This window comes from Streptomyces lasiicapitis, assembly GCF_014646335.1.
Taxonomy (GTDB): Bacteria; Actinomycetota; Actinomycetes; order Streptomycetales; family Streptomycetaceae; genus Streptomyces; species Streptomyces lasiicapitis.
In genome coordinates this window covers 403,114-417,350 of the sequence record NZ_BMNG01000004.1, presented here as the reverse complement: position 1 = coordinate 417,350, position 14,237 = coordinate 403,114, and the positions used below count along the sequence as shown (strand labels likewise).

Below are 14,237 nucleotides of genomic sequence, written 5' to 3'. Positions count from 1 at the left end.
GGGGTTGTCGAACCGTCACGCTTTCCCGCTGGGCCGGAGCCAGTCGAGGGCGATCGACACGATGCCCAGCACGGCGTAGAGGATGAGGACCGCCCACCAGTCGCACTTACCCGGCGCCTGGGTCTGCAGGAGGAGGGCGGCAACACCCGCCGCCACGGCGAGGACAACCAGGTCAGCCGCGTTCCCTCGGCCCTCCACGCCGACCACCAGGAGGGCGCTGGCCGCGACCAGCATCGTCCCGCCCACGATGAGCTGTCGCGTCAGGTCCGAGACGCTGCCCGTTCCGGACGGGCACTTGTCGAACAGGACGCATGGGATGACCGCGAGGAGAGCGGCGGGGAGTAGCACGACGACCAACTGTCCCAGCACGCGGAGGAACCGAGGGTGCGGGCGTTCCCCGCGGAACCAGATGACGCCACCCCCTGCCAGAGACAGGAGGAGAAAGACGCCGAGGATGATGTGGCCGGGCGGTGAGAACCACTTGCCGGTGCTGAACGTGACACCCACCCACATCAACGAGCCCGCGAACACCGCGAAAGGCGGCGCGAAGACCGCGAGAACCACCGGCATCCAAAGAAGCGGCTTGAGCAGACTGAGCCCCAGCCTCGCCGCCGTCGGCTTTCCCTTGCCGCTGGGCTGAAGCGCCTGCCAGACCAGCAGGCCAAGGCGGACCGCTGCCCGCCGGGGGTGGCGCGCCCGGAGCAGTTCGGGCACGGTCTCCGCGCCGATGCGGCGGAAATCCTCGAACGCGGTGACGAAGTCGACCGGCGGCGTATCCGTCGGGACAACCGGCGGGTTGCCGTCTCCCGGCAGCTCGCGCAGGGCGGAGATCACAGGAAGCTCGTCCTTGAGGATCTCCCGCTGGCGGAGCTCGATGAGCAGGTGGCGCAGCCGGTCCCACGGCTCCTGACCGTGAGGTGTGGCCTGCCAGAGTGCTGCTACGGCGTCTTGGGGGGTGTCGGGACTGGAGCCTGGGGTCTCCTGCGACCGCAGTTGTTCGGGCAGCCAGTCGAGGGACGGCGCGAGGTGCTCGGCGACCGTGCCGATCAGGTTCTCGGCGCAGGGATCGTCGAACGCCTCGGCGAGGCGTTCGTCGGTGGCAACGACCCGCACCAGGGAGGCGGCCGCGTCGAGGCGTCCCCAGGTCCAGTCGCTGACGCGCCAGCGCGCGCTGAGGAACGCGGAGAAGTTGTTGAGCTGGTTGCCGCTGAGTTTCCCCTCGACCAACCCCTTCAGGGAGGCCGTCCGGGGCGCCATGTACTCGGTGGCCCAACTCGTGTTGGCCGCCGAGACGGTGTGGAACTTGATGCCCGTCGGCTCGGCCAGCGGATCGGGACGCAAGGGGCCCAGGAGCACTTCCGCGGCGGCGAGCACGACCGCCATGTCGCCGCTCGCGCCGACGGCCGCCTCGTGGAGGGCCCGGAAGCCCAGTACGGGGACGTCGCCCGGCGCGCCCGCTCCGGCTTGCATCTCCTGGCCCATGTCCCTGCCGAGGTCGGAGAGGCTCGCGAACAGGCTCGTATAGAGGCTCTGGTACGACGCCGAAGCAGACACCGAAGCGGGCTCGGCCGATCTCGCGCAAGGATCGCCGGGATCGCCGGAGCCCGTGGTCGCCGCCGCCGCGAGGTCGGCCGCCCATGCGTCCCAGCCGCCGCCCGCCTGCGGCGGTGCGGGCAGGACGTGCTCCAGCCGATCGACGGCCCTCCGCATGAGTTCGAGGGGATCGTCGGTGCCGGCCGCGAGCCCGGCGCCGAACTCGTGCAGGATCGCGCGGTCCCGGGCCGCGATGAGGGTGGCGATGGCGAGCCGATGCGCGTACAGCCGCGCTCTGAGGGCCGACAGACTCTCCGCGAGATCCGGAAGCGCGGGCGGGAAGCCCTCCGGCTGCCTCGACACCCCGGCCTCGAAGGCGCGAAGCCAGGCCAGAAGCAGCCGCACGGCCCGCGCCAACGGCATCGGCGACCGTCCGATGAGGGGGATGTCCTGGTACGGCGCGTCGGCGGGCAGCACCCACTGCTCTCCCGCTTCGCGCAGTCCGGCGAGGAACGGCCCCGAGCCCTCCGGGAGGCGCCCGTCGCCGTCGAGGCTGTCCAGCGGACCCGGGCCCGGGGGCAGCGGCAGCGGGTCCGGGCCCGTGACGTCGGTGGGCTCCTGCAGCAGTCGGCTCACGCGACGGGCCTCGGCGTCCCTCGCCCTTTGGACGTACGCGGGCCACTGCGCCCTGGCAGCCGCCTTGCACAATTCCAGGTCGGCCGGGAGTACACCGGCCAGCCCCTTGTGCCGTGCCATGACATCCTCGGCGGCACGGAATTCGCTGACGTCGTCCAGCAGGGACTCGGTGCCCGTCTTGATCCCCAACGCCTTCAGCGCCAGGCGCACCAGGCGGGTGGCGCCAGGGCGCCCCTCCTGAGCCGGTGGTTCCGCCGGATACGGCGGAACCGGCTGGAGGAACAGCAGCCACCGGTCGACGCCGCGGTCCGCCGGGGATCCGGCGATGGCCCGGACCGCCCAGGCCACCGGAATGTTGTCCAGCAATCCGCCGTCGACCAGTTCCACCGTGTCGTCGGCCGCGGTGTCCGGGTAACCGGTCTCGCTGCTGATGCCCCACAGGTTCGGGGGCGTGGGCGCAGTGGTGGCCTCCGCCGGTGGTGCGCCGACCACGGGCCGGGCCGTTTCAAAGGCCCCGGGGAAGGAGGAGGTGGCGCGGGCCGCGTAGGCCAGCCGGTTCAGCGCTTCCTCCCGCTCCCTCTTGTCCGTGGGGAAATCAGTGATCAACGTTGCGGCGGCACCCGCGGCCGCCCTGCGGTGCCGGAACCGGAAGTAGGCGCGCGACCGGCCCGTCACCAGCGGCTGTCCCAGGGTGGGGCGTACCCAGTCGGGACGGGGCCGCAGCCGTGTCGCCGTCAGGATCAGGCGCAGCGCGGCAGGCGGCTTTTCCAGGATCTCGCCCTTCTCCTCCGCCTCCGCCTCCGCTTCGGCGATGAGCCCGCCCAGCTCGTCCCGCAGGCGTGCGTAGAAGGCCTCGTCGCCGAGCAGCAAAGAATCCGGGGCCCGGAGAGGGCGGGGCGTGGGCCGCAGCAGCGACTCCAGATCCCCCAGCTTCAGCCACACATTCCGTACGCCCTCGCCGAACGGCATCCCGTAGAGCAGATGGCAGGCGAACAGCACTCCGTTGAGACCGCCCGCGCTGGTTCCGGCCAGGACGTCGACGGTGACGTCCTCGAACCCGCACCGCTTCAACAGCCGGCCGTAGACCCCGTTCTTGTTCCGCAGAGCGGCGACCTCGCAGCACGACCCGCCCATCCACACCGCGAGACTCACCCCGCCACGCATGGCCAGTGCCAGACGGAGTTCCGTACTGAGAGGAGGCGCCGGCTGCTCAGGGCTCATGAGGCAAGGGTCCGCGCCCCGCGCCCGCGGCGGCATGGTGCGCTGAGCCATTCGAGGACGTGCGACGCGGACGGTCAGAGCGCTGTACGCGGTGCTTCACGCGGCCTTGGACAGGGTGGACCAGTCCTTGCCGGGCATGTGCCGGGCGGGTGTCACGGGTCTGGTCATGGCTCCTCGTCCGTCGTGGCGCGGCCACAGGAGGAGGGCACCGATCGCCCCCGCCCCGGCAAGCGCCGCGAGGACGGACCAGGCAAGGGTGAACCCGGCGCTCGTGCCGAGCCAGCCCGCGACGGGATAGGTGATCAGCCAGGCCAGGTGCGACAGGGAGAACTGGGCCGCGAATGCCTCGGGGATCGCGTCCCGTCCGACGGAGGCGCGCAGGACCTTGCCCGTCGGCGTGATGATCAGTGCCATGCCGATGCCGATCACGGTCCAGATGATCGCCGTACCGGTCCATGTGGTGAGACCGGCCGCGATGAGCGTCACCGCGGCGGTCGTGCCGCCGACGAGGACTCCGGCGCCGGTCATCATGACCGTGCGGGCGGTGATCCGGTCGAGAACGCGGGGCAGTACGAGGGCGGCCAGGAGGGTTCCGGTGCCGGAGGCGGCGAGCATCCAGGCGACGTCCGAGCGCGAGCCGCCGAGCTCGTCACGGACGTGGTTGACGGTGTTGACGACGACGATCGACCCTGCCGCCGCAACCACCAGGTTGAGCGCCATGATGCCGCGCAGCCGCGGCGTCATGAAGAAGGTCCTGATCCCCGCCGCCGCCTTGTCCCATGCCTTGGTGTGGGTGCTGGGGCGCGCCTCCGGGATGCGTGTCGCAAGGACGAGCAGGGCGGAGACGAGGAATCCGGCGGAGGTGCCCAGGAACAGCCAGTTGAAGCTCATGAACGTCAGGGCGACGGCTGCGAGTACGGGGCTGAGAAGGCTCTCCATGGTGGAGGCGACCTGGGAGGCGGACAGGGCGCGCGTGTAGTCGGACTCGTCGGTGACGATGTCGGGGATGACGGCCTGGAACGTCGGGGTGAACGCCGCGGAGCCGGCCTGGAGCAGGCCGATCAGGACGTAGATGTGCCAGACCTCGGTGACCAGGGGCAGGGCCAGGACCACCGCACCGCGGGCCACGTCGAGGAGGACCAGGAGCGTTCTTCTGGGGAGCCGGTCGACGTAGGCGGCGGCCAGCGGGGCTATGACCACGTACATGACCATCTTGATGGTCAGGGCGGTGCCGAGGACCATACCGGCGCGGGGTCCTGCGAGGTCGTAGGCGAGCAACCCGAGGGCCACTGTGGTCAGCCCGGTACCGAACAGGGCGATGACCTGGGCGCTGAACAGGTGGCGGTAGTCGCGGATGGCGAACAGACGCATGGCGGATTCCTTCCGTGTCCATGCGGCGGGGCACGGCCCCGGGGTGGGGGCCGTGCCCCGCGCGTACAGGCGGGGGTGTCTTCTCTACGCACCGGTGTCGCTCCCTGCGGTGAGGCCGGCCCCCGGTGTGAGGCCGGCGAGGAGGTTGAAGGCGCCGGTGAGGATGTTGAGTGCGACGACGCCGACGACATCGGCCACGGCGCGGTCGCTGTAGCCGTGCGCGCGCAGCGCGATGACCTGTTCGTCGGTGATCGACGTTGGCTCGCGATAGATCTGGAGGGCGAGGGTGATGATCGCCGCGATCGCGGGATCGGCCGAGGTGCCCGCGTGGGCTCGCTCGATCTCTTCCTCGTCAACTCCCAGGGCGCGGGCGGCACTCACATGCGCATCGAGGCACAGCTCGCATCCCTGCAGGGCCTGGACGGCGATCGAGAGCCGTTCACTGATCTTGCGGTCGAGTTTGGCTCGTCCCATGGCCCGGCTGAGCTGGAAGTAGCCGCCCAGTACGGCCGGCGAGTGCGCCATCGTGGAGACCATGTCGCCGATCTGGCCGTGGCGGGAGACCAGGTCGGCGAGGAGGTCGCGTGAGGCGCCGACCGCCGTGTCGGGCGTGAGTCGGGGCAGGCGGGGCATGACGCTCCTTCCGGTGCGGGGTACGTGCGTCCGTGCGGTCAGTGGTGTGCGTGGTGGCCGTGGTGGTGGTCGGCGTGCTCGGGTGCGGCGGTGGCGGTCCGCACCGTGAACTCGGCCGTCCGGACGACGTCGTCGTGCTGGAAGTCCAGGTACAGGCGGTAGGTGCCGGCCGTGGGCGCGACCGCCATGAAGGAGATCCCGGGTCCCGGTGCGGTGGTGCCGTCACCGGGTTCGCCCTCCGGGTGGACGTGGAGGTAGCCCAGGTCGCCGACCCGCAGTGCCACCAGGTGCCCGTACGCGGCCAGGTAGGGCTGCAGGTCGGTGACGGGGTGGTCGTTCCTGCTGACGGTGAGGGTCAGTTCGCTCGCCTCGCCGGGCAGGAGTTCGCCGTCGAGTGCGACGGTGTACTCGCCGAGCTGTGCGATCCCGGTGGCCTCGGGGAGCGGCCGCGGGTCGTAGGGCCCGGCGACCGCGGCATCGATCCCCAGCGTCATGGTCCCGTTGTGGCCGGCCGGGTGGATGTCTGCGAAGAACCGCCAGTCCCCCGGTTCCAGGGCCAGTTCGACGCTCCAGGTGCCCTTCTCGTCCATCACCGGGTGCACGTGCTGGAACCCGGCCGTGTCGCGCCGGACAGCTATGAAGTGCAGTTCTTTGTCGTGCTCGGGCATGAACGCGGTCACCGCCTGCCCGTCGGGGCCGATCACCCGGAAGCTGACCGGCTGCACACCGGCGGCGAGGATCGTCGAGTCGAGCTCGAGGGTGTACCCGCTCTCGGAGACCGACAACCCACCGGGCCGGGCTCCGCTGTGGCCGCTGTGGCTGCCGTGGCCGCCGTGGCCACTGTGGTTGGCCTGGTCGTGGCCGGAGTGATTCCTCATGACATCTCCCTTGTCGTGATGCGCTTTCTGGCGTTGCCCGTTCAGGACGACGATCGTAACCATATACCCCCTGGGGGTATTCTGGATACCTCGATATCTCGCGAGGGGGGCTTGCCGAAGTCGATCCACAGGAACTGGAGTGGTGCCGCCGCGAACTGCTCGACCTGGGCCTGGTCGTACCGACGGGCGCCAAGCACGACAACCGGCTCGCTCTCGCCGCCGGCGAGCCGTCCGAGGCCGAGTCCGGCTCGGTCGCCGTGGTCAGCCCCGAAATGGCCCTGATCAAGCTCCTGGAGGGCGAGCGCGGGCGGCTGCGCGAGGATCTGCGCCGCGCCAAGCAGGTCAACGGCCGTCTGGAGTCCCTGGCCACCCGCTTTCTGCGCTCCGAGGTCCTCGCGCCTTCCGCCGAGGTCGAGGTCGAGGTGATCACCGACTACCGGCGCATCCAGCAGGCACTGGAGGACATCACCGAGACGGTCGAGCACGAACTCGCCGCGCTGCAGCCGCTGCTCGACCAGGGCCGGGAGATCCCGGAGCGCGCCCTGTCCCGTGACCGGCACCAAATCACCAAGGGCGTCCGGGTGCGCTACGTCTCCAGCGCCGCGGGGGCCAACACCCCGCAGGGCGCGGAGCATCTCGGGCGCAAGGCCTCGGTCGGCGCCGAGGTGCGGATCGCCGCGGACATCCCGATGAACATGATCATCGCCGACCGGCGGTTCGTGCTGCTGCCCATGGACCCCGAGCGCCACGAGGTGGGGGCGATCCTGGCCCGCGGCCCCGCCCTCGTGCGGGCGGCCAGCCGCTTCGAGGCCGGGGTCCGGGCGGCACGGCTGGGCTGGCTGGACTGACCCCGGCGGCTCAGAACCCGAAGACCGGGGTGGACGGCGGCCGGACGCGGGCACCGGGCCGCGGCGCGGCGAGCGCGCCGAAGGGTGACCGGACCGCCCGCCGGAACGCCGATCGCGACCGCGAGCCGCCGCGCACCCTCCGGCATCACCGGGTGAGCCCACGCGGTGAGCGCCGCCGCGACACTCAACTGCGCTGCCACCTGTGGGAGTTCCTCGCAGGGCAGCGCCAGCGTCATGCCTGCCGTCGCGTCGAGCAGCCGCACCGCGCGGCGCGGTTCGAAGGTGTCCGCTCCTCCGTCTCCGTACGCCGCGCGCAACAGCCTCACTGTGTGCGCGAGACGGCGGTGATGCTCCGCCCAGCCGGTCCCACCCGGCGCCTCCTGCGGCACCCGGCCCGCGCTCAACTCCCGTACGGAACCGAAAAGCCGGTCGAGCCAGCGGTTCCACGTCCCGTCGAGCACCGCGCGTGCCTGCACCAGTCCCTCGCCGGCCACGGCATGGCGGCGCACGGCGTCCGAGCCGAACTCGTTGAGTACGTCGAGCGCCCCCGCCCCCGCCGCATCCGAACCTCGGGGTGCGGGCAGCCGCCGGTCACGTGCGCCCCGTGCAGCCATCGCGCGCACGGGGCGCAGTGGGGCAACGGACGTTCCAGCGGGGCGAGCATCCCCTGTGCGTGCAACCACGCCACGAGCGTCCGCAACCAGCGGCTGTAGCCCCGGTCGCCGTGCGACGACACGATCCGATCGAAGGCGATGCCTGCCCGCCGCCGGTCCGCGTCGATCGCGGCCCGGAATCCCTCGGCGACCCCGGCGGCGCTACGGCCCCGACGCAGCGCCCGCACCTCCACCGCGGCGGAGTGGTCGGCAGTGGCACCGGTGAACAGAACACCGCGACCCTCGGCCCGCAGGAACCGGGCCAGCACGTCGGCGGCCACATACGGCCCGGACAGCTGCCCGAGGGTCAGCTCGCCGTCGGACGCCAGCGGAGCCGTGCTGATCCAGAACGTCGGGGATGCCACGTGCTCGGAAGGGGCGCCCGGCGCGACGTCCGGGCAGTTGCTCGGTGCGCGCCACAGGCGTGGGTGCGGGATCGTGCGGCGGACGGGTGTCCCCGTGCTTCGCTCCACGGGGGTGCTCAGCGACGTACTCACCGAGGTCTCTCCTTCGCGCAGGGTGCGGCACCGCCCGACGGCGACGCCTTTCCTCAGGGTGTCGGGGTACCACGGCTCAATCCACGTGCTGAGCCTGCGCGTTCACGCCGTGACGCGCATGCGCCACGGCACAGGCACGCCATGGCATGAATACGCCAGCTCCGTGAGCGCGGGGCCGGACTGCCGTGCGACTGCATGAATCCGACAGCGGAAAAGGGGCCGCTCGATGTCCGGTGAGACATCGAGCGGCCCCTTTTGACAGTGGCGCGTGCGGCCGACCGGCAGCCCACCGGCTACACGCCGATCTGCTCACCCTTGGCCTGCAGAGCTTCGGCCTGCTGCGCGGCGGCCGCGGCCTTGTCACCGCGCATCGCAAGAAGGGTGATGAGGCCGCCTGCCGCGGCGATCGCGGCGGCGCCCAGGAACGCGGCGCTGTAGCCGTCGGTGAGCGCCGGCAGGTTGCCCGGCTGTCCCGCGCCCTGCGAGGCGGCGAGGGCGGTCAGGGCTGCCAGGCCGAGGGCCGAGCCGACCTGGTAGGTGGTGTTGACGATCCCGGAGGCCAGGCCCGCCTGCTCCTGCGGGGCGCCGGACATGGCGGCCATCATCGCCGGGATGTACGCCAATGACATGCCGAGGGCTGCGACCAGTGAGGCGGGGAGGACGTCGACCACGAACGAGCCGGTCGGCTCGACGGCCGACAGCCACAGCAGGCCTGCCGCAAGGACAAGCAGTCCGCCGCCGATGAGCGGCTTGGCGCCGAACTTCGCGAGCAGCTTCGCGGTGATCGCCGTCATGAAGATCATCAGGAGCACGGTCATCGGAAGCAGCGCCGCACCGGAGGCGAACGCCCCGTAGCCGAGCACCTGCTGCAGGTACAGGTTGAGGAAGTACCACATCGGGATCCACGCGGCGCCGAGCAGCGCCATGGCCAGGTTGGCGGACCCCAGGCGCGGCACCCGCCAGATACCGAGCGGCATCAGTGGCTGACCTGTCGATTCCTGGATCACGAGGAACAGGACGAGCAGGGCGGCGGCGCCCACGAGCTGAAGAACGGTGGTGCTGGAACCCCACCCGACGTGCTCCGCGCGGACGATGGCGAAGACGGCGAGAGCGAGACCGGCGGTGACGGAGACGGCACCGAGTACGTCCACTCGGCCGCGGCGAGGCTCGACGGCGGGCAGCAGTTTGGTGGCCGCGAGGGTGGCGACGCCGATCGGGACGTAGATGATGAAGATCCAGGGCCAGCTGAGCCACTCGGTGAACACACCGCCCAGGAAGACTCCCGCCGTGCCGCCGGCGGGGGCCGCGGCGCCGTAGAGCGCCATCGCCTTGCCCAGCTCCTTCGGGTCGTGGGCGAAGAGAATCATCAGCAGCGTCATGGCAGCGGGCGCGATCAACGCCCCGCCGACACCCTGCACGGCGCGACCCGCGACCTCGACCCAGGCGCTCTGCGCTGCCGCGGCGACGACAGAGCCCGCTATCAGGACGACCCAGCCCGCGTTGAAGACCTTGCGGGCACCCAGAAGGTCGGAGAGTCGGCCGCCGAGCAGGAGGAGGCCGCCGAAGGCGATGACGTAGGCATTGAAGACCCACTGCAACTCGCCTTGGGAGAAGCCGAGTTCACGCTGCATCTCGGGGAGAGCCACCCCGATGATGCTGGTATCCATGATCACCATGAACTGGGCGGCGGCGAGCACGAGCAGCGCCCACCAGCGCCTCGGGTTGACCGTTGACATGATTCCATCCCCTCGCTCAAGTACCCCACCGGGGTATCTTCGAGCGGGAACTTAACATACCCCTAGGGGGTATACAACGCTGAGCACCGAGGCGCCGGGTGACCGCGAGACGGTGATGTCCGTCAGCCAGTGACTTCCTCGGCCGCAAGCTTCTTCCTGTCGAGGGAGAGAAGGATCAGCAGCGCGAAGGCAGCGAACGCGGCAGCCGTGCGTGCGTAGTTGAACGCCTCCCAGCGAGCCAGGATCTCGGCGTGATCGGCCGGTGCCGAGGTGGCTGCCCACTGCTTGATACGGCCGTTGATGGGGACGTTGCCGAGACGCGTGATCAGGAAGGACGCGACAGCCAGGAGCCCGGCCCCTCCGGCCAGCCACCGCGAGGTGCCACGCGTCATGACGGCAAGGGCGAGGGCACTGAGCGCCGACATGGCCATGGCACCCTGCATGGTGATGCCGTTCATCTGCATCAACTGGGCATGGAAGGACAGTCTCATGTCGAGCGGTACGGCGTTGAAGGTGGGGACGAGATTGGCCGCTCCATAACCGAAGGCGCCGGCGAGGGCTCCGGTGGACAGCAGGGCGAGACCCTGGACGAGCCGGATGCGCCTGCGGATCACTCCCCCGCCCCCGGTTCGGCCGGGGTGAGGGACCGTGTGAGCTGCTCGGCTCGTCGCAGCAGACCTTCGGGGGTGAACTCGGCGAACATGTGGACTCGCGTGGACACCGGGCCACCCTTGCGCATCTGCGCGTGGATCGTGAAGCGGGCCGCGATCCGGTCACCGCACGCGAATGCCTCGTGCACCTCGAACCGGAACTCTCGCAGGTTCTTGCGTACCGGGCGGAGGTGAGCGAGGAGGCGGCCCCAATCGAGTCGTACGCCGTCAGCGACCTGAACGACGTCGCGGGTGTAGTACCTGGACATCAGGTCGGAGGCGTCTTCCGAACCATGCACCACAGCGTCGGTGAAGGTGGTGAAGAAGTCGGCGATGAACTGCTCGGGAGGTTTCGTGTGGAGAGGGTGCACCATGCTCCTGCCCTGCGTGAAGCCGCATTCCGCAGCGATCTCTTACAATCTCGTAAGATATAGCTCGGCATATATTTCTGACAAGGGTGTAAGAGTTGACTCGTTTCGAGACTCCGGGTGACTCGTCGTCGGCACGGCCTCGCCGTCGCGCCGACGCCGAGCGCAGCAGGGTCGCGGTGCTGGACGCCGCCCTCCGGCTGCTGGCCGAGCGGCCCGATGCCGGAATGGCCGCCATCGCAGCCGCCGCCGGGGTGACCCGCCAGACCGTGTACGCGCACTTCGGCACCCGTGACGCACTGCTGAACGCTGTCGCCGACCGGATCACGGACCAAGCCATGGCCGCGATGGACGAGGCGGAAGAGCACGGCGGCCCCGCCCTGGACTCACTGCTGCGACTCCAGGACATCGGCTGGCGGCTGTTCGAGCGCAACCCGGTGCTCCTCCAGCTCGGAAGCACCCACGCTGGAGCCGACGCCGACCGAGTCCGGCACGAGCCCGTCGCAGCCCGGCTCACCCGGCTGATCGAGAAGGGCCAGCAGTCAGGCGAGTTCGACCCCGCACCACCAGCCACCTGGTTGGTGGCCGCAGTCACCGCGCTCGGCCACGCGGCAGGCGACGAAGTCGGGGCGGAGCGCCTGTCGGCGGAAGAGGCCGCAACGTGGCTGCGGACCGCCACACTCGCCGTCCTGGGGGTCAAACCCCGGAATTCTGCGCCATAGACGGCGCGCGTGGATCACGAACGGACGCCGTTCTCGCTCGGCATCGTCACCGGCGCACTGAACTGGAAGAAGGGTTCAGCGTGCCGGCGGCACCGCTCCTGCTCGAAGGGGACGCCAGGGAGGGCGAGTTCTGCGTCCTGGTGCAGCTTTCTGGGTGCCTGATGCCGTGCAGGGCGGCAGTCCCCCGGTCGCCGCGCTGCTCACCACGCTGTCAAGAACTTGCCACGCGTATTCTGACCTGCATAGACACAGCCCAGAGGCTCAACTGCCAATCTCACCAGGAGGTACCCGTGAAGATGCTCATCAACGTGGCGGAGACCGTGGTCGCTGACGCGCTCAGGGGTATGGCGGCCGCGCATCCGGAATTGGCCGTGGATGTGGAGAACCGGGTCATCATTCGGGGGGACGCGCCCGTCGCCGGGAAGGTCGCGCTCGTGTCGGGCGGCGGGTCCGGGCACGAGCCGCTGCACGGTGGATTCGTGGGGCCGGGGATGCTGTCGGCGGCGTGTCCCGGTGAGGTGTTCACTTCGCCGGTGCCGGACCAGATGGTGCGGGCCGCGGCGGCCGTGGACAGTGGCGCGGGTGTCCTGTTCATCGTGAAGAACTACACCGGGGACGTGCTCAACTTCGACATGGCCGCCGAACTTGCCGAGGACGAGGGCATTCAGGTCGCCAAGGTCCTCGTCAACGACGACGTCGCGGTGACCGACAGCCTGTACACGGCGGGGCGGCGCGGCACCGGCGCCACCCTCTTCGTGGAGAAGCTGGCGGGCGCGGCCGCCGAGGAGGGTATGCCGCTGGAGCGGGTGGAGGCCATCGCCAGGCAGGTGAATGAGAACTCCCGCAGTTTCGGGGTCGCGCTCAGTGCTTGTTCCACGCCTGCCAAGGGGTCTCCGACCTTCGATCTGCCCGCCGGTGAGCTGGAGTTGGGCGTCGGCATCCACGGCGAACCGGGGCGCGAGCGGCGCGCCATGATGACGTCCCGGGAGATCGCCGACTACACCGTCGACGTCATCCTGCAGGACCTCGACCCGAGCGACCCCGTGCTCGTCCTCGTCAACGGCATGGGCGCCACCCCGCTCCTGGAGCTGTACGGCTTCAACGCCGAGGTCCAGCGCGTGCTCCGCGAACGCGAGGTCCCGGTGGCCCGCACCCTCGTCGGCAACTACGTGACCTCCCTCGACATGGCGGGCGCCTCCGTCACGCTGTGCCAGGTCGACCAGGAGATGCTGCGCCTTTGGGACGCGCCGGTCCGCACCGCGGGGCTGCGCTGGGGCATGTGAGCACCCTGCCCAACGTAACGACAACGCAAGGAGTTTCAGTGCTCGACGCCGATTTCTTCCGCCGCTGGCTGACCACGGCCGCCGCGGCCGTCGACCGCGAGGCGGACCGGCTCACCGAGTTGGACTCGCCCATCGGCGACGCCGACCACGGCAGCAACCTCCAGCGCGGTTTCACCGCCGTCGCCTCCGTCCTGGAGAAGGAGGCCCCGGACACCCCCGGCGCCGTCCTGACCCTGGCCGGACGGCAGTTGATCTCCACCGTCGGCGGCGCGTCCGGGCCGTTGTACGGCACGCTGCTGCGCCGCACCGGCAAGTCCCTCGGCGACGCGGCGCAGGTCAGCGAGGCCGAGTTCGCCGACGCGCTGCGTACCGGCGTGGACGCGGTGGCCGCGCTCGGCGGGGCCGCACCCGGCGACAAGACCATGCTGGACGCCCTCGTCCCCGCGGTCGACGCGCTCCCCACGTCCTTCGCGGCGGCCCGCGCCGCCGCCCACGAGGGCGCCCTCGCCACCACGCCGCTGCAGGCCCGCAAGGGCAGGGCGAGCTACCTCGGCGAACGCAGCATCGGCCACCAGGACCCGGGCGCCACCTCGTCGGCCCTGCTGTTCGAGGCGCTGGCCGAGACGGCCGGGGAGGCGTGACATGAGCGACGACGCCAAGGAAGACTCCAAGGAAAGGAAGACGAGAGCATGAGTGACGACAGCAAGCTCGTGGGCATCGTGCTGGTCTCGCACAGCGGCCCCGTCGCCGAGTCCGTGGCCGCCCTCGCCTCGGGCCTCGCCGGCGGCGCCACCGCTCCCGTGGCCGCCGCGGGCGGCACGCAGGACGGCGGCCTCGGCACCAGCTCCGAGCTGATCGCCGCCGCCGCGGAACGGGTCGACCGGGGCGCGGGCGTCGCCATCCTCGTCGACCTGGGCAGCGCCGTCCTCACGGTCAAGGCCCTGATCGCCGAGGGCGACGAACTCCCGGACGGCACCCGCCTCGTGGACGCGCCCTTCGTGGAGGGCGCGGTCGCAGCGGTCGTGACGGCGTCGACGGGCGCCGACATCGCGGCGGTGGAGGCGGCGGCCCGGGAGGCGTACGACTACCGCAAGGCGTAGCCGGTACGGGGTGGGGCTGCGGGCAACACGGGTGCCCGCAGCCCCCGCACACCGAAGCCCGACCGGCCCCGCGCCCCGCAACCCCCCAACCCCGTAGACCCCACCCTC

Annotated in this window: 13 protein-coding genes; 5 read left to right on the top strand and 8 right to left on the bottom strand. The window is 70.7% G+C overall.

Going from position 1 to position 14,237, the window contains the following annotated elements; translation table 11 throughout:
- Positions 1–15 precede the first annotated feature (15 nt).
- The 4 genes from IEY91_RS10510 to IEY91_RS10495 all read right to left on the bottom strand — a co-directional run bounded on the left by IEY91_RS10510 (position 16) and on the right by IEY91_RS10495 (position 6,272).
- Positions 16–3,390 (bottom strand): DUF3376 domain-containing protein, encoded by a 3,375-nt coding sequence (locus IEY91_RS10510; protein WP_189173740.1) that lies wholly within the window; start codon positions 3,388–3,390, stop codon positions 16–18.
- A 96-nt stretch (positions 3,391–3,486) separates the two neighbouring features.
- Positions 3,487–4,761 carry an MFS transporter gene (locus tag IEY91_RS10505; protein WP_189173739.1) on the bottom strand — a complete coding sequence of 425 codons (1,275 nt, stop codon included), beginning with the start codon at positions 4,759–4,761 and terminating at the stop codon, positions 3,487–3,489.
- An 84-nt stretch (positions 4,762–4,845) separates the two neighbouring features.
- A complete protein-coding gene (locus tag IEY91_RS10500; protein ID WP_189173738.1) occupies positions 4,846–5,394 on the bottom strand; it encodes a carboxymuconolactone decarboxylase family protein in 549 nt (182 codons plus the stop codon).
- A 38-nt stretch (positions 5,395–5,432) separates the two neighbouring features.
- Positions 5,433–6,272 carry a DUF8832 domain-containing protein gene (locus IEY91_RS10495; RefSeq protein WP_189173737.1) on the bottom strand — a complete coding sequence of 280 codons (840 nt, stop codon included), beginning with the start codon at positions 6,270–6,272 and terminating at the stop codon, positions 5,433–5,435.
- 257 nt (positions 6,273–6,529) lie between these two features.
- Between IEY91_RS10495 and IEY91_RS10490 the strand changes: the two genes are divergently transcribed.
- Positions 6,530–7,120 (top strand): hypothetical protein, encoded by a 591-nt coding sequence (locus IEY91_RS10490; protein WP_189173736.1) that lies wholly within the window; start codon positions 6,530–6,532, stop codon positions 7,118–7,120.
- 400 nt (positions 7,121–7,520) lie between these two features.
- Here the strand turns inward: IEY91_RS10490 and IEY91_RS41715 are convergent, their stop codons facing one another.
- The 4 genes from IEY91_RS41715 to IEY91_RS10470 all read right to left on the bottom strand — a co-directional run bounded on the left by IEY91_RS41715 (position 7,521) and on the right by IEY91_RS10470 (position 11,030).
- Positions 7,521–8,270, bottom strand: coding sequence for a class I tRNA ligase family protein (locus IEY91_RS41715; RefSeq protein ID WP_229696848.1), 750 nt, complete (start codon positions 8,268–8,270; stop codon positions 7,521–7,523).
- A 293-nt stretch (positions 8,271–8,563) separates the two neighbouring features.
- Positions 8,564–10,006 carry an MFS transporter gene (locus IEY91_RS10480; protein WP_189173735.1) on the bottom strand — a complete coding sequence of 481 codons (1,443 nt, stop codon included), beginning with the start codon at positions 10,004–10,006 and terminating at the stop codon, positions 8,564–8,566.
- A gap of 122 nt (positions 10,007–10,128) precedes the next feature.
- Positions 10,129–10,620: an anthrone oxygenase family protein gene (locus IEY91_RS10475; protein WP_229696847.1), complete on the bottom strand. Its 492-nt coding sequence runs from the start codon at positions 10,618–10,620 to the stop codon at positions 10,129–10,131.
- Positions 10,617–11,030 carry a nuclear transport factor 2 family protein gene (locus IEY91_RS10470; protein ID WP_189173734.1) on the bottom strand — a complete coding sequence of 138 codons (414 nt, stop codon included), beginning with the start codon at positions 11,028–11,030 and terminating at the stop codon, positions 10,617–10,619. The genes IEY91_RS10475 and IEY91_RS10470 overlap by 4 nt, the downstream gene beginning before the upstream one ends.
- A gap of 92 nt (positions 11,031–11,122) precedes the next feature.
- On the opposite strand from IEY91_RS10470, the gene IEY91_RS10465 reads away from it, so the two are divergent.
- The 4 genes from IEY91_RS10465 to IEY91_RS10450 all read left to right on the top strand — a co-directional run bounded on the left by IEY91_RS10465 (position 11,123) and on the right by IEY91_RS10450 (position 14,129).
- A complete protein-coding gene (locus tag IEY91_RS10465) occupies positions 11,123–11,746 on the top strand; it encodes a TetR/AcrR family transcriptional regulator (protein ID WP_189173733.1) in 624 nt (207 codons plus the stop codon).
- 290 nt (positions 11,747–12,036) lie between these two features.
- A complete protein-coding gene (dhaK, locus tag IEY91_RS10460; protein ID WP_164326908.1) occupies positions 12,037–13,029 on the top strand; it encodes a dihydroxyacetone kinase subunit DhaK in 993 nt (330 codons plus the stop codon).
- Positions 13,030–13,067: 38 nt separating this feature from the next.
- Positions 13,068–13,670, top strand: a complete 603-nt coding sequence (dhaL, locus tag IEY91_RS10455) for a dihydroxyacetone kinase subunit DhaL (protein ID WP_164326907.1) — start codon at positions 13,068–13,070, stop codon at positions 13,668–13,670.
- Between the two features lie 48 nt (positions 13,671–13,718).
- The gene (locus IEY91_RS10450) at positions 13,719–14,129 is read left to right on the top strand and encodes a PTS-dependent dihydroxyacetone kinase phosphotransferase subunit DhaM (protein ID WP_189173732.1); all 411 of its coding nucleotides are present in this window, start codon (positions 13,719–13,721) and stop codon (positions 14,127–14,129) included.
- Positions 14,130–14,237 lie beyond the last annotated feature (108 nt).

Coding starts and splice junctions, on each gene's coding strand:
- IEY91_RS10510 (WP_189173740.1), bottom strand. CDS start 3,390: ATGAGCCCTGAGCAGCCGGCGCCTCCTCTCAGTACGGAACTCCGTCTG.
- IEY91_RS10505 (WP_189173739.1), bottom strand. CDS start 4,761: ATGCGTCTGTTCGCCATCCGCGACTACCGCCACCTGTTCAGCGCCCAG.
- IEY91_RS10500 (WP_189173738.1), bottom strand. CDS start 5,394: ATGCCCCGCCTGCCCCGACTCACGCCCGACACGGCGGTCGGCGCCTCA.
- IEY91_RS10495 (WP_189173737.1), bottom strand. CDS start 6,272: ATGAGGAATCACTCCGGCCACGACCAGGCCAACCACAGTGGCCACGGC.
- IEY91_RS10480 (WP_189173735.1), bottom strand. CDS start 10,006: ATGTCAACGGTCAACCCGAGGCGCTGGTGGGCGCTGCTCGTGCTCGCC.
- IEY91_RS10470 (WP_189173734.1), bottom strand. CDS start 11,030: ATGGTGCACCCTCTCCACACGAAACCTCCCGAGCAGTTCATCGCCGAC.
- IEY91_RS10450 (WP_189173732.1), top strand. CDS start 13,719: ATGAGTGACGACAGCAAGCTCGTGGGCATCGTGCTGGTCTCGCACAGC.